This window comes from Kitasatospora sp. NPDC004615 (assembly GCF_042873545.1).
Classification (GTDB): Bacteria; Actinomycetota; Actinomycetes; order Streptomycetales; family Streptomycetaceae; genus Kitasatospora.
Genome location: NZ_JBIALQ010000007.1, coordinates 275,805 through 296,402, shown reverse-complemented (window position 1 = coordinate 296,402; position 20,598 = coordinate 275,805). Strand labels below are relative to the sequence as shown.

Here is a 20,598-nt window from a genome sequence, read left to right as displayed (position 1 = left end):
CGCGAGCACGTGCAAGTCATTGTCCGTGGCGCGATCTCAAGGAGGGGGATCTTCCGCTTCGCGCAGTTCCACGCGCCCCCGGCTCAGCCTTCGGCGATCACCACGGCCGAGGCGACGCCCGCGTCGTGGCTGAGCGAGACGTGCCAGCCCGTCACGCCGAGGGCGGCGGCGCGGGCTTCGACGGTGCCGGTGACGTGCAGGACGGGTCGGCCGGATTCCTCGACACGGACTTCGGCGTCCTCCCAACGCAGGCCGGGGGGTGCGCCGAGGGCCTTGGCGAGTGCCTCTTTCGCGGCGAACCGGGCGGCCAGTGAGGCGGTGCCCCGGCGTTGTCCGGACGGGAGGGTCAACTCGCCTGCGGTGAAGAGCCGTTCGGCGAGTCCGGGGGTGCGTTCCAGGGATTCCCCGAACCGTCCGATGTCCGCCACGTCGATGCCGACGCCGATGATCACGCCTGTTCCTCCGTCCATGCCTGCGCAGTGCCGCGCAGGCATGGACGATACGCGGGCTACTCGACCGTGACGGACTTGGCGAGGTTGCGCGGCTGGTCGACCTCGTGGCCCTTGGCGGTGGCCAGCTCGCAGGCGAAGACCTGGAGCGGGACGGTGGACACCAGGGGCTGGAGCAGGGTCGGGGTGGCCGGGATGCGGATCAGGTGGTCGGCGTAGGGGACGACGGCCTCGTCGCCCTCCTCGGCGATCACGATGGTCTTGGCGCCGCGGGCCCGGATCTCCTGGATGTTGGAGACGATCTTGTCGTGCAGGACGGAGCGACCGCGCGGCGAGGGGACCACGACGACGACCGGCAGGTCCTGCTCGATCAGGGCGATCGGGCCGTGCTTGAGCTCGCCGGCGGCGAAGCCCTCGGCGTGCATGTAGGCGAGTTCCTTGAGCTTGAGCGCGCCTTCGAGGGCCACCGGGTGGCCGACGTGCCGGCCGAGGAAGAGCACCGCGGGGGCGTCGGCCAGCGAGCGGGCCAGCGCGCGGACCGGCTCCATGGTGCCGAGCACCTGCTCGACCTGCCGGGGGGCGTCGCCGAGTTCGCGGATCACCGAGGAGATCTCGTCGCCCCACTTGGTGCCGCGCACCTGGCCCAGGTACAGGGCGACCAGGTAGCAGGCGACCAGCTGGGTCAGGAACGCCTTGGTGGAGGCGACCGCGACCTCGGGGCCGGCGTGGGTGTACAGCACCGCGTCGGACTCGCGCGGGATGGTCGAGCCGTTGGTGTTGCAGATCGCCAGGACCTTGGCGCCCTGCTCGCGGGCGTGCCGCAGCGCCATCAGGGTGTCCATGGTCTCGCCGGACTGCGAGATGGCGATGACCAGGGTGCGGTCGTCCATGATCGGGTCGCGGTAGCGGAACTCGCTGGCCACCTCGACCTCGCACGGGATGCGGGTCCAGTGCTCGATCGCGTACTTGGCGATCATGCCGGCGTGGAACGCGGTGCCGCAGGCGACGATCACCACCTTGTCGACCTCGCGCAGCACCTGGTCGGGGATGCGCAGCTCGTCGAGGGTGAGCCGGCCGTCGGTGCCGATCCGGCCGAGCAGGGTGTCGGCGACGGCCTTGGGCTGCTCGGCGATCTCCTTGAGCATGAAGTAGTCGTAGCCGCCCTTCTCGGCGGCCGAGGCGTCCCAGTCGACGTGGTACTCGCGGACCTCGGCGGGCGTGCCGTCGAAGTTGGTCACCGTCACGCCCTCGCGGCGCAGTTCGACGACCTGGTCCTGGCCGAGCTCGATGGCCTCGCGGGTGTGCGCGATGAACGCGGCGACGTCCGAGGCGAGGAAGTTCTCGCCGTCGCCGACGCCGACCACCAGCGGCGAGTTGCGGCGGGCGCCGACCACCACGTCGGGGGCGTCGGCGTGCACCGCGACCAGGGTGAACGCGCCGTCCAGCTGCCGGCACACGGTGCGCATGGCCTCGGCGAGGTCGCCGTCGTAGGCCTCGGACAGCAGGTGGGCGACCACCTCGGTGTCGGTCTCCGAGCGCAGCGTGTGGCCGCGGTCGGCGAGTTCGGCGCGCAGCAGGGCGAAGTTCTCGATGATGCCGTTGTGGACGACGGCGACCTTGCGGTGGTCGTCCAGGTGGGGGTGGGCGTTGGCGTCGTTCGGCGCGCCGTGGGTGGCCCACCGGGTGTGTCCGATGCCCGTGGTGCCGGCCGGCAGAGGGGTTTCGGCCAGCGACTTCTCCAGGTTGACGAGCTTTCCGGCCCGCTTGTCGGTCGCCAGGAGCCGCTGCCCGTCGGCTCCTTCGGTCTGCACCGCGACGCCGGCCGAGTCGTAGCCCCGGTACTCCAGCCGCCGCAGACCTGCGATCACTACGTCGAGGGCCTGCTGGGGGCCCGTATATCCAACAATTCCGCACATATGCGCCAGCATAGGTGCCGGTGTTCGAGCCCCTGCTGGTCGGATGACCACACCGGGTGACCGACACCACAACACCCGGCGGCCCGGACACGGCTCACAATGGACCCTGTGCTGACCGAACTCTGTACGAGGGGCGCGCCCGCCGCACCCACCCCCTCCCCGTACGTGGATCTGGACCGCGCCGAGTGGAGCGCGCTGCGCGAACGCACGCCGCTGCCGCTCACCGCCGACGAGGTCGAGCGCCTCCGCGGCCTCGGTACCGCGCTGGACCTGGACGAGGTCCGCGACGTCTACCTGCCGCTGTCGCGCCTGCTGAACCTGTACATCCACGCCACGCACGAGCTGCGCGGCGCGCTGGGCACGTTCCTGGACACCCCCGACACCGAGCGGGTGCGCACCCCGTTCATCATCGGCGTGGCCGGGTCGGTGGCGGTCGGCAAGTCCACCACGGCCCGCCTGCTGAAGGCCCTGCTGGCGCGCTGGCCCGAGCACCCGCGGGTCGAGCTGGTCACCACCGACGGCTTCCTGCTGCCCAACGCGGAACTGCGCCGGCGCGGCCTGATGGCCCGCAAGGGCTTCCCGGAGTCCTACGACCGGCGGGCGCTGATGCGCTTCGTCGCGGACGTGAAGGCCGGCAAGGAGCGGGTCACCGCCCCCGTCTACTCGCACCTGGTGTACGACATCGTGCCGGACGAGCAGCTGGTGGTGGAGCGCCCCGACATCCTGATCGTCGAGGGCCTGAACGTGCTCCAGCCGGCCCTGCCCGGCACCGACGGGCGGACCAGGATGGCGGTCGCCGACTACTTCGACTTCTCGATCTACGTCGACGCCCGCACCGACGACATCGAGGCCTGGTACCTGGACCGGTTCCGCAAGCTGCGCGAGACCGCCTTCCAGGACCCCAACTCCTATTTCCGGCGCTTCACCGAGGTGCCCGAGGAGGAGGCGATGGACTACGGCCGGCAGGTCTGGCGGACCATCAACCGGCCGAACCTGCTCGAGAACGTCCTGCCCACCCGCGGCCGGGCCACCCTGATCCTGCAGAAGGGCGCGGACCACAAGGTCCGCCGTGCGCTGCTCCGCAAGCTCTGACCCGGTTTGTCTGTACCCGATCGCAAGATTGACGGTCCGTCAGGATCACGGGTGCCTTCCAATCCGCGAGAAAACCCCTACCCCCTGCCCGCTATGGGACGTTCGCCGGAAATAGCAGGACGCGGGCACCCGTATCATCTTGGGGTCCCAACTGCGCGCCACGAGCGATGGAACGGATTACGTACTCGAGATGCTTGCCTTCCTGCTCGAGCTCCGGCAATGGTGGACCACCCGGGCGATATACCCGTTCGCCGTCTTCATGACGGTGGTGTGGGTGCTCTGGCTGATACGCCTGGCCCTGACGCGCCGTTACCGCCCTTGGGTGCGGCCGCATTCGACGACCACCGCGGTGATCATCCCGGTGGTCGACGAACCGGTGGACCTGTTCTTCTCGGTCCTCGACCGGATCATCGACCAGCAGCCCACCGAGCTGGTCGTGGTCATCAACGGCAAGCGCAACCCGGCCCTGGAGCGGGTCTGCGACGAACTCGGCGTCTACTGGGAGTGGACCGAGATCCCGGGCAAGCGCAACGCGCTGCAGGTCGGACTGAAGGCCTGCACGGCCGACATCGCGGTGCTCGTCGACTCCGACACGGTGTGGACCCCCACCACCCTCTCCGAACTGGTCAAGCCGTTCCGCGACCCCGAGGTCGGCGGCGTGACGACCCGTCAGCGCATCCTCGACCCGGGCCGCTCGGTGCTGACCCGCTGGGCGGACTGGCTGGAGAGCGTGCGCTGCCAGTACTCGCTGCCGGCGATGAGCGTGCTCGGCACCGTCGGCTGCCTGCCCGGCCGGACCATCGCGTTCCGCCGGGAGATCCTGGTCAACTGCATGGAGGAGTTCCTCAGCGAGAAGTTCCTCGGCGTGTTCCTGGAGGTGAGCGACGACCGCACGCTCACCAACTACACGCTCAAGCAGGGCTTCCGCACCGTGTACCAGTCGACCTCGCTGGTGTACACCGACGCCCCGCTGGAGCTGCGCAAGCTCGCGAAGCAGCAGTACCGGTGGGCCCGCGGCTCGCAGTACAACACGCTCCGGATGCTGCCCTGGATGCTCCGCAAGGCCCGCATGCTCGCCCTGTTCTACCTGGTGGACATCCTGGTCCCGTTCGTCCTGCTGGGCAGCTTCTCCGCCTGGGCGGTCGCCGTCTGGCACCAGCGCGGGCCGAGCCTGTACGAGGAGCTCCCGCTGCCCGCCGAGCACTGGAAGGCGCTGATCGTCCTCTTCCTGCTCGCCGCGTCGCTGTCCGCACTGTCGCTCGCCGTCCGGTTCGGCCGTCACTTCGCCTACCGGGCCAAGGACATGCTGTACCTCCCGGTCTTCATGGTGATCAACACCTGTCTGCTGCTGCCGGTCCGGCTCCTCGGCTTCTTCCGGATGGCCCACAACTCGTCCTGGGGCACCCGCGCCGACGGCTTCGCCGGTGAGCGGGTGCGCAGCCCGCAGGTGGTCATCCCCTATCTGGTCGGCAGCGCCCTCCTGTTCGGTTCGGTGATGATGAGTGTCTAAGCGAAGAAACACCAACCGGCGCAAGACCCTGCACTGGTGGAGCCGCGGCTCCGGCATCCGGCTCCGGGTCTGGATGGTCGTCAACGGCCTTCTGCTGTGCACCCTTTCGTACGGTGTGCTGGCCGCGCTCGGCGCGCAGGACGGCACCCTCGGCTACCACGGGCTGGGCAACTCGGCGAAGACCTCCGGCCTCGACCGGCTGCTGCAGCCGAAGAAGGCGGAGCCCGTCATCCCCGGGCGGGAGATCTTCGCCAACCCGGAGGGCAAGAAGTACTTCGGCGTCAGCACCCAGGAGTCGCCGTTCTCCTCGGCCGAGGTCACCTCGGTCCAGCAGAGCGCCGGCGCCGCCCCGTCGATGACCGAGTACTTCGTGCAGTGGAACCAGGAGTTCGACCCGAAGGCGATCACCGCCGCATACGGCCACGGCACCCTGCCGGTGCTGGCCTGGGAGCCGTGGGCCGGCACCGAACTGGGCAAGGACCAGCCCGACTACGCCCTGTCGACCATCACCGGCGGCAAGCACGACGACTACATCAACCGCTTCGCCCAGGCCGTCGCCACCCAGAAGTGGCCGGTGGCGATCCGGTTCGCGCACGAGATGAACGGCAGCTGGTACCCCTGGTCGGAGCAGGCCAACGGCAACCACGCCGGTGATTACGTCCAGGCCTGGCGGCACGTCCACGACCTGTTCAAGGCGGCCGGCGCCACCAACGTCATCTGGGTGTGGAGCCCGAACATCCTCCGCCCGGTGCCCGACATCGACATCACCAAGCTCTACCCGGGCGACCAGTACGTCGACTGGGCCGGCATGGTCGGCTACGGCACCAACGAGGAACGCACCGCCGACGCGACCTTCGGGCCGACCCTCGACCTGCTGCGCAGCATCAGCAGCAAGCCGATCCTGATCACCGAGACCGGCCGCGAGCCCAACTCGATGCTGAAGCCGGTCTGGATCTCCGACTTCTTCGCCTGGCTCGCCAAGCAGCCCGACGTGGTCGGTTTCATCTGGTTCCAGCGCAACAAGTCCCAGGGCGCCGAAGCCAACTGGCGCTTCGACGACACCACTCCGTCCCTTCGCGCCTTCTCCAACGGCCTTCGGCAGATCACACTGGCCGACGGACACAACTGACCGAAGGATCACCGTGAGCCTGCACCATCCGTCGTCGCGGACCACCGCCCGGGAGCCGCACCGACCCGCCGCCACCCGGCCCGGCCCGGGCACCGGTCCGGCCGAACAGCCCGAGGCGGCCGGCGGCCGCGCGCGGCTGCTCGTCCTGCTCGCCGCGCTGCCGCCGGCGCTGCTGGCCCTGGCCCGCTGCCTGGACGGCCTCGGTGCCCGACAGATGTGGCGCGACGAGCACGCCAGCTGGTGGGCGGCCACGCTGAAGTTCGAGGACTTCCGGGCCCTGCTGAGCAACATCGACGCGGTGCTCGCGCCCTACTACATGCTGCTGCGCGTCTGGATACCGGTGGCCGGGGACTCCCCCGCCGCCCTGCGGGTGCCCTCGGCCGTCGCGATGGCGGCCGCCGCCGCGACCGTGGCCCTGCTCGGCCGCCGCCTCGCCGCCGGGCCCGACCGCCCGCACGACGGACTCGCCGCCACCCTGATCGGCCTCGGCGCCGGCGTCGGCTTCGCCCTGCTGCCGACCGTCACCCGCTACGGCCAGGAGGCCCGTCCCTACGCCTTCGCGGTGTTCCTGGCGGCGCTGTCCACGCTGCTGCTGCTGCGCGCCCTGGAGCGGCCCTCGGTCTTCCGCTGGGGGTTCTACGCGGCGAGCGTCACCCTGATCGGCGCCGCGCACCTGGTGGCGATGCTGGTCCTCGGCGGCCACCTGCTCGCCGTCGTGTTCCACTGGCGCCGGGAGCGCGACCGTGTCCTGACCGGCTGGGCGGCGGCCACCGCGGCCGGTGTCGCCACCATCGCCCCGCTGATCCTGCGCGGCAACGGCCAGAGCAAGCAGATCGCCTGGATCAACACGACCAGCAGCGACCTGACGAACCTTCCGAAGGAACTGTTCGGCTCCTGGACCACCGCCGCGGTGCTGATCGCGCTCGCCGTGATCGGCCTCTACCCGGCCCGCCGGCACGCCCCGCTGCTGCTCGGCTGGATCCTGCTGCCGCCGGTGCTGACCTTCGCCACCGCGAGCTCGCTGCACCTGTTCCTGGAGCGGTACCTGCTCTTCACGATGGCCCCCTACCTGCTGCTGGCCGCCGCCGCGGTCGGCTGGGCGCTCACCCCGCTGTGCCGCGGCACCGGCGGCCGGGTCGGCGCGGGCGTGCTGGCGGTGGCGATGACCGCCGGGCTGGCCGTGCTGATCCAGCCCTCGATGGCCGCGGCCCGCAGCAACCCCGCCGCCGAACCCGACTACCGGGGCGTCGCCGACCTGCTGGCGGCCCAGGCGAAGCCCGGCGACGCCATGGTGTTCAACAGCCAGCTGAACGCCCGCCGCGCGCTGGCCTACGAGCTGCGCAGCCGGCCCGCGCCGTTCGACGTGATGCTCAAGTACTACCCGGAGGACCTGGGCAAGTTCCAGGGCGTCGAGTGCGACGACCCCTCCGAGTGCGCCCGCTACGCCAACCACGTGTGGCTGGTCAGCACCGCCTACGGCCCCAACCCGTTCGGTCAGATGGCCGCGCCGGTGCGCGCCGTGCTGGAGCACGAGTTCAAGGTGGTCCGGACCCAGGAGCTGAACAAGGTGAAGCTCGTCGAACTGGAGCGCACCCAGCCCTCCCGCTCCAAGAGCTGAGCGGGAGGGTGACGGCGGGTCAGCGCATGGGCCACTGCACCAGGCGCTGATCCACCAGGCCGTCCTGAAAGGCCTTCAGCGCGCCGGGCGAGGTGGTGAACCGCCAGTCGTACCGGCCGCCCTCCTGGTCGCTGTGCTGGAACCAGGAGAAGCCGACCACCCGCGGATGGGCCTGCAGCCAGCGGAAGAAGTCGACGATCCACAGCGCCTTGTTGATGTTCGGCTTGACGCCGACCTCGCCGATGAAGATCGGCTTGTCGGACAGCTCCGCCAGATCCTGGTAGGTCGGACCGAGCACCGTCTCCGCGTCCGACTCGCTCTCGCTGTAGGCGTCCATGCCGATCCAGTCCACGTACCCGTCGCCCGGGTAGTAGCGGGACAGCGAGTGCATCTCGGTGCCGCGGTGGATGTTCGGGCACCAGAACCAGATGACGTTGGTGACGCCGCGCGCTTCGAACAGATCGTGAATGTGCCGCCAGGCCTTCACGTAGTCGCCCTGCTGATTGCCGCTGCGGCCCTCGTACCACGGGTACCAGGTCGCGTTCATCTCGTGCGCGAAGCGGAGCACCACCGGCCGGCCGGACTTCTTCACCGCATCGGCGAACGACGTCAGGTAGGCGTCGTGGGCCCCCGCCGCGATGGTCCGCAGCGAGTACTTCGGCTGGTCCTCACCGGCGTCCCGCCCGTCCGACGGCTGCCAGGTCACCAGCGGGACGGCGCCCAGGTCGTAGGACTCCGAGACGTCGTCGGCCGCGAAGTCCTGGTTCCAGTTGACGTAGTACTCCTGGACGGTCGGCTGCCGCCCGGCCGCGACGGCGACCGTGTCGGTCTCCGGCTTGTTCGGCGACCCCGGGGTGCTCACCCCGAAGAGCACCCCGTTCGGGCGGCGCAGCGCGTCCATCGTCGCCACGGTGCCGTTCTGGCTGCCGGACGGCGACGGGGCATCCGGGGACTGCGAGGACGGCGCGCCCGGCGTGACGGGCCCGCCGAGCCGCGGCGGGAGACCCGACGAGTCCCCGCCGGAGCGGAATCCCAGCGCGCCGCCCGCCGCCACCAGGGCCACCACCGCGACCCCTACCACCCAGCGGGCCGGGACCCGGCGGGCTGCCGGGCCCACGGTGCCCGGGCCGAGGCCACCGTTCACCGGGCGCTCCGGCCTGCGGTCATCCGCCGGCCGCCTTGGTGCCCCGCGCCAGCAGGGTCGCCTTCACCGAGCCGAGGATGTCCTTGGTGGCCTGGTCGCCGTCCCCGACCGCGCTGCCGTCCTTGTTGCCGGAGATCGTGATGTAGGTGTACCGGCCGAACGTCTTGTGGTCGCTCTTGCAGCCGGTGGCGTCACCGCCGCAGACCTTCGGCGCGCCGTCGGCCGGCAGCACCTGCATGTTGCCCTTGAACCCCTGGTCGACCTTGACGGCCTGGACCTTGTCATCGAACACCGCGATGCCGACCGTGATCACCTGCTTGTCGGACAAGTAGGTCGCCCGGTACAGGCCCTTGCAGATCTGGTCGCGCAGCACCGGCCCGAGACCATTGGTGGTGACGTCGCCGCAGGCGCCGCTGAAGTCCACCGCGGCCCGCGTGTACACGCGGCCCTGAACCGTCACCTTGTCGTCCGGGAACATGGTCTGGACGCTCGCGTCGGCCTTGTCGGTGCTTCCCTGCGAGATCGCGTCCTCGGCCTTCTGCGGAGTCACGGACCCCTTGCCGCCCCCACTCGCGCTCGCGCTCGCGCTGGGGCTCGCGTCGCCGCCGCCGCCGTTGGGCTGCCCCGAGGAGCTGGTCCCCGTGGTCGGCTGAGCCTCGACCCGCGCCTTGCCGTTGGTCAGGTAGATCGACGCACCGACGATGCCGCCGACGACCAGCACCGCTGCCAGACCGCCGCCGATCAGCGCGACCCGCTTCTTGCTCCGGGACTGCGCCTCGTTCTGCTGGGCCAGCGCCTCCCAGTCGGGCTCGTCCAGGTCGGAGCTCTGGAACGTCCCCGGGCCGTAGCGGCCGTGCGGGACGCCGGCGGGCGGGAAGCCCGGCCCGCCCTGCGCGTCGGGGCGGGCCATCGGCGTCTGCGCCGGCCCGGGCGGGCCGAAGCCCTGCTGGGCCGGGAAGGCCGGCTGCTGCTGCTGCTGCGGCGGGAAGCCGTAGCCCTGCTGCTGCGGCGGCGGGAAGCCGTAACCCTGCTGCTGCGGGACCGGCTGGCCCTGCTGCGGCGGCGGGAAGCCGTAGCCCTGCGGCGGCTGGCCCTGCTGCGGAGGCATCGGCTGCCCCTGCTGCGGCGGCTGGCCCTGCGGTGGCACGGGCTGGCCCTGCGGTAGCGCCCCCCCGGGCTGCCCCTGCTGCTGCGCGTCGGTCATCTGATTCTCCGCCACCCTTCACTGAACGCGTGCAGATCCTACCCGGAAATCCGTCCGATTCCATGGGCGGCCCAAGCCGCCGTCAAGCAGTAGTCCTATCGCATTCCCGCGCGCCGCAGCGGGCTTGACGCCGATTCAGCCCAGGTGCAGGCGAACCGATTCGGCAAGGCGCTCGCAGACCGACTGGGCCTGCTCGTGGCCGACCGCTTCGACCATCACCCTGACCAGCGGCTCGGTGCCGGACTTGCGCAGCAGCACCCGGCCGGTGGTGCCGAGCTCGGCCTCCGCCTCGGCGACGGCGGCCTGGAGTTCGAGGCAGGACTCGACCCGATCCTTGTCGACACCCTTGACGTTGATCAGCACCTGCGGCAGCCGGGTCATCACGGTGGCGAGGTCGGCCAGCGGCTGCTTGGTGGCGGCCAGCCGGGCGCCGAGCATCAGGCCGGTCAGGGTGCCGTCGCCGGTGGTGGCGTGGTCCAGCAGGATCACGTGGCCGGACTGCTCACCGCCGAGCGCGAAACCGTGCTGCTTCATCTCCTCCAGCACGTACCGGTCGCCGACCGCGGTCTGCACCAGCGCGATGCCCTCGCGTTCCATCGCCAGCTTGAAGCCGAGGTTGGACATCACGGTGGCCACCGCGGTGTTGCGGCGCAGCGTGCCCGCTTCCTTCATGGCGACCGCGAGGATCGCCAGGATCTGGTCGCCGTCGACCTCGTTGCCCTCGGCGTCGGCGGCCAGGCAGCGGTCCGCGTCGCCGTCCAGGGCGATGCCCAGGTCGGCCTTGTGCTCCTTCATCGCGACGCGCAGCTTTTCCAGGTGGGTGGAGCCGACGCCGTCGTTGATGTTCAGGCCGGTCGGCTCGGTGCCCAGGGTGTACACCACCTCGGCGCCGGCCCGGGCGAACGCCTCCGGGGCGACCCGGGCGGCCGCGCCGTGCGCGCCGTCGATGACGACCTTCACGCCGTCCAGCCGGTTCGGCAGCACCGCGACGAGGTGCGCCACGTACCGGTCGAAGCCCTCGTTGTACTGGCGGACCCGGCCCACCGCGGCGCCGGTCGGCCGCTCCCAGGTCTCGTCACCGACGCCGTAGCGGCGGTAGTGCGCCTCGATCGCGTCCTCGATGGCGTCGTCCAGCTTGTGGCCGCCGCGGGCGAGGAACTTGATGCCGTTGTCGGGCATCGCGTTGTGGCTGGCGGAGAGCATCACGCCGAAGTCCGCGCCGAGCGCGCCGGTCAGGTACGCGACCGCCGGGGTGGGCAGCACGCCGACCCGCAGCACGTCGACGCCGGCGCTGGCCAGGCCGGCGATGACGGCGGCCTCCAGGAACTCTCCGGACGCGCGGGGGTCACGGCCGACCACGGCGACCGGCCGGTGCCCCTCGAACGCGTTCGCGTCGCCGAGCACATGGGCGGCGGCCACTGACAGGCCGAGCGCCAGTTCCGCGGTCAGGCCCACATTGGCCACCCCGCGCACCCCGTCCGTACCGAAGAGTCGTGCCATGTTCGCGTTCGTCCCGTCCTGTCAGCGCCTTGCGGCTCGGTTGGTACCAGCCCCCGCGGACCCCGCACGAGTCCGGGAGGCACAACGCCCCGGAGCACGAAGTGCTCCGGGGCGAGGATCGCATGCAGGGTGCGATTAGCGCTTGCTGTACTGCGGCGCCTTGCGGGCCTTCTTCAGACCGGCCTTCTTGCGCTCGACGGCGCGAGAGTCACGGGTCAGGAAGCCGGCCTTCTTCAGCGGGCCGCGGTTGTTGTCCACGTCCGCCTCGTTCAGCGCACGGGCCACGCCGAGGCGCAGCGCGTAGGCCTGACCGGAGACGCCGCCACCCGAGATGCGGGCGACAACGTCGTAACGGCCGTCCAGCTCGAGGAGCTTGAAGGGCTCGTTCACGGTCTGCTGGTGCACCTTGTTGGGGAAGTAGTTCTCCAGGGTGCGACCGTTGATCTTCCACTGGCCGGTGCCGGGGACGATGCGCACGCGGGCGATCGCCTCCTTGCGGCGGCCGAGGCCGGCGCCGGGGACGGCCTCGCCGAAGCGGCCGGCCAGCGACTCGGTGGTGTACTCGGACTCGGTGGTGTACTCGTCGACGTTCTCGTCGTCGAATTCGACCTCGAGGGTGGTCTCGGTGACAGTCTCGGCCACGGTGTTCCTCAGCTCTTCTACGTCAGTTGGGGTGTGGGTGGCCGGAATTACTGCGCGACCTGGGAGATCTCGAACGGCACCGGCTGCTGCGCAGCGTGCGGGTGCTGGTCGCCCGAGTAGACCTTCAGCTTCGAGAGCATCTGACGGCCGAGGCTGTTCTTCGGAACCATGCCCTTGATGGCCTTCTCGACGGCCTTCTCCGGGTTGTTCGCCAGCAGGTCGTCGTAGCGCACCGAGCGGAGACCGCCCGGGAAGCCGCTGTGACGGTAGGCGAGCTTCTGGGTCTTCTTGTTGCCCGAGAGGTGCACCTTGTCGGCGTTGATGATGATGACGAAGTCACCAGTGTCAACGTGCGGCGCGTAGATCGCCTTGTGCTTGCCCCGCAGGAGGTTGGCGGCCTGGGAGGCCAGGCGGCCGAGCACGACGTCGGTCGCGTCGATGACGTGCCACTGACGCTGGACGTCGCCGGGCTTGGGGCTGTACGTACGCACGGTCGTAGCCTTCGCTTTTCAGTGAGTGGGTCCTGACAGGAGCACACAGGACCTGGGGCCTCCAGCCAACCGTCCCGGACGCAATTCGGGCATTGGCCACTGGAGTTCGGCCTGTGGTGTCTCCGGCGTACCGACCTCTCACGTGAGATAGAGCGAGCCAATACGCACAACAGCAGCCAACAATACCGGGCCGGGGGCACTGACTCCAAACCGGCCCGGCATCGCCGCCGCGGAATCAGCGGTCCCGGACGACCCGGGCCTCGTCCCAGACCGGCTCGGGCGACTCGTAGACCCGGCCGTCCGAGCCGAACACCAGGAACCGGTCGAAGGTCCGGGCGAACCAGCGGTCGTGGGTGACGCACAGCACCGTGCCGTCGAACGCCTCCAGGCCCTGCTGCAGCGCCTCCGCGCTCTCCAGGTCCAGGTTGTCGGTCGGCTCGTCCAGCAGCAGCGCCGTCACGCCCGACAGCTCCAGCTTGAGGATCATCAGCCGGGCCTGCTGCCCGCCGGACAGCGACTCGAACTTCTGCTCCTCCTGCCGGTCCAGCTCGTAGCGGCGCAGCGCCGACATCGCGGCGCCGCGGGACAGCGCGTGCTCCTCCTCGACGATCGCCCGCACCGTGCGGCCCAGCAGCTCCGGGTGCGCGTGGGTCTGCCGGAAGTGCCCCGGCACCACCCGGGCGCCGAGCTTCCAGGTGCCGCCGTGCTTCACCGACTCGTCGCCGGCCAGCAGCCGCAGGAAGTGCGACTTGCCGGAGCCGTTCGAGCCCAGCACGCCGACCCGCTCGCCGTAGAAGACCTCCAGGTCGAACGGCTTCATCAGCCCGGTCAGCTCCAGGCCCTGCATGGTGAACGCCCGCACGCCGGTGCGGCCGCCCTTCAGCCGCATGCTGATGGACTGCTCGCGCGGCGGCGCCTCCGGCGGGCCAGCGTCCTCGAACTTCTTCAGCCTGGTCTGCGCGGCCGCGTACCGGGACGCCATCTCGTGGCTGACCGCCGCCGCCTGCCGCAGCGTCACCACCAGCTTCTTCAGCTTGGCGTGCTCCTCGTCCCACCGGCGGCGCAGCTCCTCGAACCGCTCGAACCGGGCCTTGCGCGCATCGTGGAAGGTGTCGAAGCCGCCACCGTGCACCCACACGCTGGAGCCGGCCGCGCCGGACTCCACCGCGATGATCTTCTCGGCGGTACGGGAGAGCAGCTCGCGGTCGTGCGAGATGTACAGCACCGTCTTGTTGGTGGCCCGGATCGCCTCTTCCAGCCAGCGCTTGCCCGGTACGTCCAGGTAGTTGTCCGGCTCGTCCAGCAGCAGCACCTCGTCGGGGCCGCGCAGCAGGGCCTCCAGCACCAGCCGCTTCTGCTCACCGCCGGACAGCGTGTTCAGACCCCGCCACTGCGCGCGGTCGAACGACATGCCGAGCGCGGCCATGGTGCAGACGTCCCAGTCGGCCTCGTACTCGTAGCCGCCGGCGTCCGACCAGTCGGAGAGCGCCTGCGCGTACGCCATCTGCGACTTCTCGTCGTCCTGCGCGATCATCGCCAGTTCGGCGGCGTCCACCCGGCGGGCGGCGTCCGCGATCCGCTTCGGCGCGACCGAGACCAGCAGGTCCCGCACCGAGGCGTCGGCGGCCAGCGCACCCGGGGTGTCCTTCGCGTCCTCCCGGCCGGTGGTACCGACGAACTGGCGCATCACGCCCAGCCCGCCGCTCACCGTCACCGAACCGCCGTGCGGCTGCACATCCCCCGCGATCATGCGCAGCAGCGTGGTCTTCCCCGCGCCGTTCGCGCCGACCAGCGCCACGGCCGCGCCCTCGCCGACGCGGAAGGACGCGTCGTCGAACAGCACCCGCCCGTCCGGCAGGTAGTACTCCAGGTGCGAGATTTCGACGTGTCCCATGCCACGGAATTGTGCCAAGCCCTCGCCGGGCGACAAAACGGATTACCTGTCACCCCCCGAGTACCCGCGCCCCGCCAGGGGCGCGGGGAACCGCGCGAAGCGGGAGGGCACCCTCAGTCGGATCCGCCCGACGCGGATGCCGTGGCACCCTCGGCGGCATCCCCGCCCAGAGTCCGAAGCCGCCGCGAAACCCGATTCCGCTCCGCCAGCAGCGAGTCCTCCGGGTACCCGACCTCCTCCAGCGTCAGCCCGTGCGGCCGGATGACGTTCACCGCCGAATTCCGCACCCCGCCGGCCAGCACCTCGCCCGGGAACTCCACCGGCCGGTGCCCGTCGCCGACCAGCAGCATCGCGCCGACCAGCGCGCGCACCATGTTGTGGCAGAACGCGTCCGCCCGCACCGTCGCCACCGCCAGCGAGCCCTCCTGGGCGGCGTACGGGTCGATCGGCACCCGCTCCCAGTGGACTTCCAGCAGGGTGCGGATGGTCGTCGCGCCCTCGCGCTTCTTGCAGTAGGCGGCGAAGTCGTGCTCGCCGACGAGCAGCTTCGCGGCGGCGTTCATCTTCTCCACGTCCAGCGGCCGGTCGTGCCACAGCACGTGCCCGCGCAGCATCGGGTCGACCCCGCCCTGGTGGTCGGCGACCCGGTACGCGTACCGCCGCCAGATCGCGGCGAACCGCGCGTCGAACCCGTGCGGTGCCTCGGAGAGCCGGTACACCCGGACGTCGGCCGGCAGCCGCCCGGCGAGCCTGCGCAGCAGCTTCTCGCCGTGCTGGGCCCACAGCTCGTCCGGCAGGTCGACGTGCGCGACCTGCCCGCGCGCGTGCACCCCGGCGTCGGTCCGCCCGGCCACGGTCAGCGGGAAGTTCTCTTCGCTCCGCAGCACGATCCGCAGTGCGTCTTCGAGCTCGCCCTGCACGGTGCGCCGTCCGCGCTGCCGGGCCCAGCCGGAGAACTCCGCGCCGTGGTACGCCAGATCCAGCCTGATCCGGGTGTGCCCGTCGGCCGGGCCGTCCTTCACCGGCGGCTGCTCCGCGCAGTCGTTCACCACTCCAACTCCCCTGTCTCGCTGCTGAGATGCGAACGGGCCCGCTCCCCCGTCGGACGGGAGAACGGGCCCGGTCACGGACCTAGGAGGCTCAGGCCTCGGTGGTCTCGGCCTCGTCGGCCTTGGCCTCGGCGGCCTGGTCGGCCTCCTTGACGGCGCGCTTGGCAGCGGCCTCGGCCTCGGCGACGGTCGCCTTGGTGGCGATCTCGCCCTCGACCAGCTCGATCACGGCCATCGGGGCGTTGTCGCCACGACGGGTGCCGATCTTGGTGATGCGGGTGTAACCGCCGGGGCGGTTCTCGAACCGCGGGGCGATCTCGGTGAAGAGGGTGTGCAGGACCGACACGTCGGTGATGGTCTTGCGCACCAGGCGACGGTTGTGGATGTCGCCCTTCTTCGCCTTGGTGATCAGCTTCTCCGCCAGCGGGCGCAGGCGACGGGCCTTGGCCTCGGTGGTGGTGATGCGGCCGTACTGGAACAGCTCGCGGGCCAGGCCGGCCAGCAGCAGCGGCTCGTGGTGCGGGCCGCCGCCGAGGCGGGCGCCCTTGGTGGGACGGGGCATGTTCAGCTCCTTGAATCTCCGACTGCGGCCGTACCAGGTACCGCAGCGGGCGCACGGACACCGCGTCCGCACGACTTTTCATGGTGCCGGGGGCGGTTCACTGGGAACCGCCCCCGGTGCCAAAACTCAGTACTGCTCGGTCTCCGCGTAGCCCTGGTCGTCCAGGTCGTCGGCGCCGAAGGCGTCGGCGGCAGCGGTCGGGTCGAATCCGGGCGGGCTGTCCTTGAGGGCCAGGCCCATGCCGGCCAGCTTCGCCTTGACCTCGTCGATCGACTTCGCACCGAAGTTGCGGATGTCGAGCAGGTCGGCCTCCGAGCGGGCAACGAGCTCACCCACGGTGTGGATGCCCTCGCGCTTGAGGCAGTTGTAGGAGCGGACCGTGAGCTCCAGCTCCTCGATCGGCAGCGCCAGGTCCGCGGCCAGGGCGGCGTCCGTCGGGGACGGACCCATGTCGATGCCCTCGGCGTCGACGTTCAGCTCGCGGGCCAGGCCGAACAGCTCGACCAGGGTCTTACCGGCCGACGCCATCGCGTCGCGCGGACGCATGGCGGGCTTGGTCTCGACGTCGACGATCAGCTTGTCGAAGTCGGTGCGCTGCTCGACACGGGTGGCCTCGACCTTGTAGGTGACCTTCAGCACGGGGCTGTAGATCGAGTCGACCGGGATGCGGCCGATCTCCTGGCCGGAAGCCTTGTTCTGCACGGCGGAGACGTAGCCGCGACCGCGCTCGACGGTCAGCTCCATCTCCAGCTTGCCCTTGCCGTTCAGGGTGGCGAGGACCAGCTCGGGGTTGTGCACCTCGACACCGGCCGGGGGCGCGATGTCGGCGGCGGTGACCACACCCGGGCCCTGCTTGCGCAGGTACATCACGACCGGCTCGTCGTGCTCCGAGGAGACGACCAGCTGCTTGATGTTCAGGATGAGGTCGGTGACGTCCTCCTTGACGCCCGGCACGGTGGTGAACTCGTGCAGGACACCGTCGATGCGGATGCTGGTGACAGCGGCACCCGGGATCGAGGAGAGGAGCGTGCGACGGAGCGAGTTGCCGAGGGTGTAGCCGAAGCCCGGCTCCAGCGGCTCGATGACGAACCGCGAGCGGAACTCGTCGACAACCTCTTCGGTCAGCGAAGGACGCTGAGCGATAAGCATGTTCTGGATCCTCCAGTTGTCTTCGGCACCCACTATTTGATGCCGATGGAGTCAAGCGTACGGGGTCCCGCACAAAACGGGACCCCGTACAAGGTTTAAAACGCTATCCGTGCGCCCGAAGGCACCGGATCAAACGCGGCGGCGCTTCGGCGGACGGCAGCCGTTGTGCGGGGTGGGGGTGACGTCCTGGATCGAGCCGACCTCCAGGCCGGTGGCCTGGAGCGAACGGATCGCGGTCTCGCGGCCGGAGCCCGGACCCTTGACGAAGACGTCGACCTTGCGCATGCCGTGCTCCTGCGCGCGACGGGCAGCGGCCTCGGCGGCCATCTGCGCGGCGAACGGGGTGGACTTGCGCGAGCCCTTGAAACCGACGTGACCGGCGGAGGCCCAGGAGATCACGTTGCCCGAGGGGTCGGTGATCGAAACGATGGTGTTGTTGAACGTGCTCTTGATGTGGGCGTGCCCGTGAGCGACGTTCTTCTTCTCCTTGCGGCGGATCTTCTTCGCGCCGGCAGCCTGACGACCCTTGGGGGGCATAAGTCTGTTCTCCTACTGAGGTGGTCGGTCCGCTATCCCGCGGGCCGGAGGGATGTCCGGTTGACGGGACGGACTACTTCTTGCCCGGCTTCTTCTTACCGGCGATCGCGCGACGCGGGCCCTTGCGGGTACGCGCGTTGGTGTGGGTGCGCTGACCGCGGACCGGCAGGCCACGGCGGTGACGCAGACCCTCGTAGCAGCCGATCTCGACCTTGCGGCGGATGTCGGCGGCGACGGCGCGGCGGAGGTCACCCTCGACCTCGAAGTTCGCGTCGATGAACTTCTGCAGCTTGACGAGGTCTTCCTCGGTGATGTCGCGGACGCGGACGTCCGGGCTCACACCGGTCTCGACCAGCGTCTGCTGGGCGCGGGTACGGCCGATGCCGTAGACGTAGGTGAGGGCGATCTCGATCCGCTTTTCGCGGGGGAGATCAACGCCGGCGAGGCGTGCCATTGATGGCTCCTGTGGTTCTTCAGAGGTCTGACGAGCCGCCTACTCGCTGTCTCTCGACAGGGAGCCCCGGCCTCTGACCGGGGGTGGCAGTCCGTCCTGTTCGGACGGATCGGGCGGCCCGCGTATGACGTTGATGCGCGTCGCGCGAAGGTACTACGAGAAATGCTGGGGGGTGACTCAGCCCTGGCGCTGCTTGTGGCGCAGGTTGTCGCAGATCACCATGACCCGGCCGTGACGGCGGATCACCTTGCACTTGTCGCAGATCTTCTTGACGCTCGGCTTGACCTTCATGATCCAGGTTCTCCGGGGTCTCGATCTGGCAAGCCCCTCGTCAGGACGAGGGGTTGTTCCTACTTGTAGCGGTAGACGATCCGGCCGCGGGTCAGGTCGTAGGGGCTGAGCTCCACCACGACCCGGTCATCCGGAAGGATGCGGATGTAGTGCATGCGCATCTTGCCGCTGATGTGCGCGAGGACCTTGTGACCGTTCTGCAGCTCGACCTTGAACATCGCGTTCGGAAGAGACTCGATCACGGTGCCCTCGATCTCAATGGCGCCTTGCTTCTTAGCCATGAACTGCGAGATCCACCCTTCGGGTCCGGCTACCGTATGCGGAACGCTCGTGCGAACCAGGCTTCACCTCCACCCGGGAGAGACCTCCTGGGCTGAGGGCGTGCCGAAACACGCTACGAGAGAGCCGACGCACCATCGTAAACCAGGCACCACGTCGACGCGAAATTCTCAGCCCTTGGCCATCACCTGGATGGGCACCACCGGCTCCACCACCGCGGTGCACGCCGAGCAGCGGCGGGCCGCCTCGGGGATCTCGGTCAGGCACTCGGGGCACGGCCGCTTGGGCGTGGCGGGCTTCTTCGGCATGTACCGGGCGGTGGCCTTGGAGACCGGCAGCACCACGCAGAAGTACAGCACCGCGGCGGTCAGGACGAACGCGATCAGCACGTTCAGGAACTGGCCGTACGGGAAGGTCACGCCGGCCACCGTGGCCTTGTACGCGCTGAAGTCGCCGGCCGCGCCGACCACCACGCCGAGCACCGGGGTGAGGAACGCGGTCACGAAGCCGGTCACGACTCCGGTGAACGCGGCACCGATGACCACACCGACGGCCATGTCGATGACGTTGCCGCGCATCATGAAGTCGCGGAAGCCCTTGAGCACTGTCTCTCCTGGGGTAGCTGCTACGGGTACCAGCTGACGAAAATAGGACAAGAGGCCCGGGGGTCAAAACCCCCGGGCCTCGATCCGCCACTTTGAGACATGTCCCTCAAACCGCCGGCTGCCGCGCGTGCCGCCCCTGCGGGGTCAGCCCAGCGGGTCCGGCGCCGCGGTGACGCCCAGCTTGGCCAGCTCCGCCTTGCCGCCGTCGAACGCGGTCAGCACCAGCGGGCCCTGCTCGGTGATGGCCACCGAGTGCTCCCAGTGCGAGGCCCAGGTGCCGTCGGTGGTGACGACCGTCCAGTCGTCGTCCAGGATCGCCGTGTGCGGCGTGCCGAGCGAGACCATCGGCTCGATCGCCAGCACCGTGCCGGGCACCAGCTTCGGGCCCTTGCCACGGCCGGCCACGTAGTTCAGCACGTGCGGCTCCATGTGCATGGCGGTGCCGATGCCGTGGCCGCCGTAGCCCTCGGTGATGCCCCACTTGCCCTTCGGCGGCAGCGGCTGGCGCCGGATGAAGCCCTCGATCGCCCGGGAGACGTCGACCAGGCGGTTGCCCTTCTTCATCTGGGCGATGCCGGCCCACATCGAGCCCTCGGTGACCTTCGACAGCATCACGTTCTCGTCGGCGGTCTCGCCGACCGCGACGGTGATCGCCGCGTCGCCGTGCCAGCCGTCCAGGATCGCGCCGCAGTCGATCGAGATCAGGTCGCCGGCCTTCAGCACCTTGTCGCCGGGGATGCCGTGCACGACCTCCTCGTTCACCGAGGCGCAGATCACGCCCGGGAACCACAGGCCGCCGTGGTCGGCCCGGAAGTTCGAGGTGGCACCGTGCTTGGCGATGACCTGGTCGGCGATGTCGTTCAGCTCGCCGGTGGTCACCCCCGGGACGACCGCCTCGCGGCACGCCTTCAGGGCCTCGGCGACGACCAGCCCGGCCGCCCGCATCTTGGCGATCTGCTCGGGGGTCTTGATCTCCACCATCTGGTCAACGCCTTCCACGTTCTGATTTCTGACTGCCTTCCACCGTACGACGCCGAGACGGCCGGGCCGCCCGCTTCGGGGCGACCCGGCCGTCTCACTGGC

Annotated in this window: 21 protein-coding genes; 4 read left to right on the top strand and 17 right to left on the bottom strand. The window is 70.0% G+C overall.

Annotated features, from left to right (window positions below; genetic code table 11):
* Positions 1-83: 83 nt before the first annotated feature.
* Positions 84-470, bottom strand: a complete 387-nt coding sequence (locus tag ACFYS8_RS25145) for a holo-ACP synthase (RefSeq protein ID WP_387644515.1) — start codon at positions 468-470, stop codon at positions 84-86.
* Positions 471-508: 38 nt separating this feature from the next.
* Complete coding sequence (gene glmS / locus ACFYS8_RS25140; protein ID WP_387644512.1) at positions 509-2,365, bottom strand: glutamine--fructose-6-phosphate transaminase (isomerizing); 1,857 nt, start codon at positions 2,363-2,365, stop codon at positions 509-511.
* Positions 2,366-2,464: 99 nt separating this feature from the next.
* Between glmS and coaA the strand changes: the two genes are divergently transcribed.
* The 4 genes from coaA to ACFYS8_RS25120 all read left to right on the top strand — a co-directional run bounded on the left by coaA (position 2,465) and on the right by ACFYS8_RS25120 (position 7,714).
* Positions 2,465-3,457, top strand: coding sequence for a type I pantothenate kinase (coaA, locus tag ACFYS8_RS25135; RefSeq protein ID WP_387644509.1), 993 nt, complete (start codon positions 2,465-2,467; stop codon positions 3,455-3,457).
* Between the two features lie 190 nt (positions 3,458-3,647).
* Complete coding sequence (locus ACFYS8_RS25130; RefSeq protein WP_387644507.1) at positions 3,648-4,967, top strand: glycosyltransferase family 2 protein; 1,320 nt, start codon at positions 3,648-3,650, stop codon at positions 4,965-4,967.
* A complete protein-coding gene (locus ACFYS8_RS25125) occupies positions 4,960-6,096 on the top strand; it encodes a glycoside hydrolase family 26 protein (protein ID WP_387644504.1) in 1,137 nt (378 codons plus the stop codon). Before ACFYS8_RS25130 ends, ACFYS8_RS25125 begins: the two co-directional genes overlap by 8 nt.
* Before the next feature lie 13 nt (positions 6,097-6,109).
* Positions 6,110-7,714 carry a hypothetical protein gene (locus ACFYS8_RS25120; RefSeq protein WP_387644501.1) on the top strand — a complete coding sequence of 535 codons (1,605 nt, stop codon included), beginning with the start codon at positions 6,110-6,112 and terminating at the stop codon, positions 7,712-7,714.
* A gap of 19 nt (positions 7,715-7,733) precedes the next feature.
* Here the strand turns inward: ACFYS8_RS25120 and ACFYS8_RS25115 are convergent, their stop codons facing one another.
* From ACFYS8_RS25115 to map, 15 genes are all read right to left on the bottom strand, one after another.
* Entirely contained in the window at positions 7,734-8,858 is a 1,125-nt protein-coding gene (locus ACFYS8_RS25115; RefSeq protein ID WP_387644498.1) for a glycoside hydrolase family 26 protein, read from the bottom strand.
* A gap of 19 nt (positions 8,859-8,877) precedes the next feature.
* Entirely contained in the window at positions 8,878-10,062 is a 1,185-nt protein-coding gene (locus tag ACFYS8_RS25110) for a hypothetical protein (RefSeq protein WP_387644495.1), read from the bottom strand.
* Between the two features lie 135 nt (positions 10,063-10,197).
* On the bottom strand, positions 10,198-11,562 hold the full coding sequence (glmM, locus tag ACFYS8_RS25105; protein WP_387644493.1) for a phosphoglucosamine mutase: 1,365 nt from the start codon (positions 11,560-11,562) through the stop codon (positions 10,198-10,200).
* A 135-nt stretch (positions 11,563-11,697) separates the two neighbouring features.
* Complete coding sequence (gene rpsI / locus ACFYS8_RS25100; RefSeq protein WP_387644491.1) at positions 11,698-12,204, bottom strand: 30S ribosomal protein S9; 507 nt, start codon at positions 12,202-12,204, stop codon at positions 11,698-11,700.
* 47 nt (positions 12,205-12,251) lie between these two features.
* A complete protein-coding gene (gene rplM, locus ACFYS8_RS25095) occupies positions 12,252-12,695 on the bottom strand; it encodes a 50S ribosomal protein L13 (RefSeq protein WP_035863497.1) in 444 nt (147 codons plus the stop codon).
* Between the two features lie 235 nt (positions 12,696-12,930).
* Entirely contained in the window at positions 12,931-14,589 is a 1,659-nt protein-coding gene (locus tag ACFYS8_RS25090) for an ABC-F family ATP-binding cassette domain-containing protein (RefSeq protein WP_387644487.1), read from the bottom strand.
* 113 nt (positions 14,590-14,702) lie between these two features.
* On the bottom strand, positions 14,703-15,611 hold the full coding sequence (truA, locus tag ACFYS8_RS25085) for a tRNA pseudouridine(38-40) synthase TruA (RefSeq protein ID WP_387644995.1): 909 nt from the start codon (positions 15,609-15,611) through the stop codon (positions 14,703-14,705).
* 118 nt (positions 15,612-15,729) lie between these two features.
* On the bottom strand, positions 15,730-16,200 hold the full coding sequence (rplQ, locus tag ACFYS8_RS25080) for a 50S ribosomal protein L17 (protein ID WP_387644484.1): 471 nt from the start codon (positions 16,198-16,200) through the stop codon (positions 15,730-15,732).
* A 126-nt stretch (positions 16,201-16,326) separates the two neighbouring features.
* Positions 16,327-17,349, bottom strand: a complete 1,023-nt coding sequence (locus ACFYS8_RS25075; protein ID WP_030457404.1) for a DNA-directed RNA polymerase subunit alpha — start codon at positions 17,347-17,349, stop codon at positions 16,327-16,329.
* Between the two features lie 129 nt (positions 17,350-17,478).
* Entirely contained in the window at positions 17,479-17,886 is a 408-nt protein-coding gene (rpsK, locus tag ACFYS8_RS25070; RefSeq protein WP_014136257.1) for a 30S ribosomal protein S11, read from the bottom strand.
* A 73-nt stretch (positions 17,887-17,959) separates the two neighbouring features.
* Positions 17,960-18,340, bottom strand: a complete 381-nt coding sequence (gene rpsM / locus ACFYS8_RS25065; protein ID WP_387644481.1) for a 30S ribosomal protein S13 — start codon at positions 18,338-18,340, stop codon at positions 17,960-17,962.
* Between the two features lie 177 nt (positions 18,341-18,517).
* Positions 18,518-18,631 carry a 50S ribosomal protein L36 gene (gene rpmJ / locus ACFYS8_RS25060; RefSeq protein ID WP_003956441.1) on the bottom strand — a complete coding sequence of 38 codons (114 nt, stop codon included), beginning with the start codon at positions 18,629-18,631 and terminating at the stop codon, positions 18,518-18,520.
* A 59-nt stretch (positions 18,632-18,690) separates the two neighbouring features.
* Positions 18,691-18,912 carry a translation initiation factor IF-1 gene (infA, locus tag ACFYS8_RS25055; protein ID WP_003956442.1) on the bottom strand — a complete coding sequence of 74 codons (222 nt, stop codon included), beginning with the start codon at positions 18,910-18,912 and terminating at the stop codon, positions 18,691-18,693.
* Positions 18,913-19,080: 168 nt separating this feature from the next.
* The gene (mscL, locus tag ACFYS8_RS25050; protein WP_387644479.1) at positions 19,081-19,515 is read right to left on the bottom strand and encodes a large conductance mechanosensitive channel protein MscL; all 435 of its coding nucleotides are present in this window, start codon (positions 19,513-19,515) and stop codon (positions 19,081-19,083) included.
* A 144-nt stretch (positions 19,516-19,659) separates the two neighbouring features.
* A complete protein-coding gene (map, locus tag ACFYS8_RS25045; protein WP_387644476.1) occupies positions 19,660-20,496 on the bottom strand; it encodes a type I methionyl aminopeptidase in 837 nt (278 codons plus the stop codon).
* Positions 20,497-20,598: the final 102 nt, after the last annotated feature.